Raw genomic sequence first — 1,622 nt, forward strand, 5'->3', positions numbered from 1 at the left:
GGAGCCGCAAACAGCATCGCCCGTGGAGCCCCCCCTCCACCAGCCTGCGGCTGGTCCCCCTCCCCATGCCGGGGAGGATCATAAAATCCTCGCCTCCCCCGCCGTCCGCGCCCGCGCCCGCGACCTCGGCATCGACCTCGCCAGCGTCAGGCATGACGGCAACCATGTCCGCCACGCCGATCTCGATGCCTATCTCCGCTACGGGTCGGCGCAGGGCTATCATGCCCCGCACGCCAGCCGCGCCCGCGCCGATGAGCCAGTCAAGGTCATCGGTATGCGCCGCCGCATCGCCGAGAATATGGCCGCATCGAAGCGCGCCATCCCGCACTTCACCTATGTCGATGAGATCGACGTCACCGCGCTCGAGGAGATGCGCGCCGATCTCAACGCCAATCGCGGCAATCGCCCCAAGCTCACCATGCTGCCGTTCCTGATCGTCGCGATATGCCGCACCATCCCGGCCTTCCCGATGATCAACGCGCGCTATGACGATGAGGCTGGCGTGGTCACCCGCCACGGCCGGGTCCATCTCGGCATGGCGGCGCAGACCGATGCCGGGCTGATGGTGCCGGTGATCCGCGATGCGCAGGACCTGAACGTCTGGCAGCTCGCATCAGAGATCACCCGCCTCGCCGATGCCGCGCGCACCGGCAAGGCGAAGTCCGACGAGCTTTCCGGCTCGACGCTGACGATCACTTCGCTCGGGCCGCTCGGCGGCATCGTCACCACGCCGGTGATCAACCGCCCCGAAGTGGCGATCATCGGGCCGAACAAGATCGTCGAGCGCCCGGTGTTCCAGGGCGACGATATCGTCCGCGCCAAATTGATGAACCTGTCGATCAGCTGCGACCACCGCGTCGTCGACGGCCATGACGCGGCCAGCTTCGTCGCGGCGCTCAAGAAGCTGCTCGAAACCCCGGTTCTGCTGTTCGCGGATTGATGGGCGAGGTCGTCAATCTGCGGCAGGCGCGAAAGGCGCGCGATCGCAAGGTCCGCGCCGTCCAGGCCGATGCCAATCGAGCGCTCCATGGCCGTACCAAGGCCGAACGGCTGGCCGACGCCGCCGAGCGCCAGCGCATCGCCCAGACGCTCGATGGTGCCAAACGCGAGGATTGATGAGGCGGCGGGCGGCGGGCGGCGGGCCGTGCGCCTCAGCTCAGCGCCGCCTGGATCTTTTCCTGCTCGGCCTTGATCCGCGTCACGGCGTCCTTGTCCAGCTTCTCGCTTTCGCTCGCCAGCGCCGAGCGGCGCGCCTGCAGCGCCTTGTACCGCGCCGCATCGCTGGCCGAATGGAAGCCGAAATAGCTATTGTCATTATACCAGCCGCGCTTCGCCAGCAGCGCGCAGAGCTCGGCTGTGGCTTCGATCGCGGCGATCTGGTTCGCGTGCACCGCGTCCGCGCCCTCGGGTGCGGCGATCGCCCGGATCGCCTGCTTGAGCGGCGCGTCGAGCGTCGCGGCATCGATCGCCTCGCCCAGCGCGCGCCTGCGCTCCGCCCGCTCGGCCGCATGCCCATTCGCCAGCGCCTTGACCGCCTCCAAATCCCCGCATCGCTCCATCGTGAGCGGGTTTTGCGCCAGAAGATAAGGACTGTTGAAATTCCCCACACCCCCCCCCCCCCC

Annotated in this window: 3 protein-coding genes; 2 read left to right on the forward strand and 1 reads right to left on the reverse strand. The window is 68.1% G+C overall.

Translation table 11 applies throughout. The features are described 5' to 3' along the window. On the forward strand, positions 1-940 hold a 940-nt coding region (locus SSO01S_RS17020; RefSeq protein ID WP_066801630.1), incomplete at its 5' end, for a dihydrolipoamide acetyltransferase family protein. Beyond that, entirely contained in the window at positions 940-1,116 is a 177-nt protein-coding gene (locus tag SSO01S_RS17360) for a DUF4169 family protein (protein WP_083943231.1), read from the forward strand. The genes SSO01S_RS17020 and SSO01S_RS17360, both read left to right, overlap by 1 nt. Before the next feature lie 35 nt (positions 1,117-1,151). Here SSO01S_RS17360 and SSO01S_RS17025 read toward each other — a convergent pair. After that, a partial coding sequence (locus SSO01S_RS17025; RefSeq protein ID WP_218000388.1) for a hypothetical protein occupies positions 1,152-1,622 on the reverse strand: 471 nt, incomplete at its 5' end.

It is taken from the genome of Sphingomonas soli NBRC 100801, from assembly GCF_001591025.1.
In the GTDB taxonomy this organism is placed as follows: domain Bacteria; phylum Pseudomonadota; class Alphaproteobacteria; order Sphingomonadales; family Sphingomonadaceae; genus Sphingomonas; species Sphingomonas soli.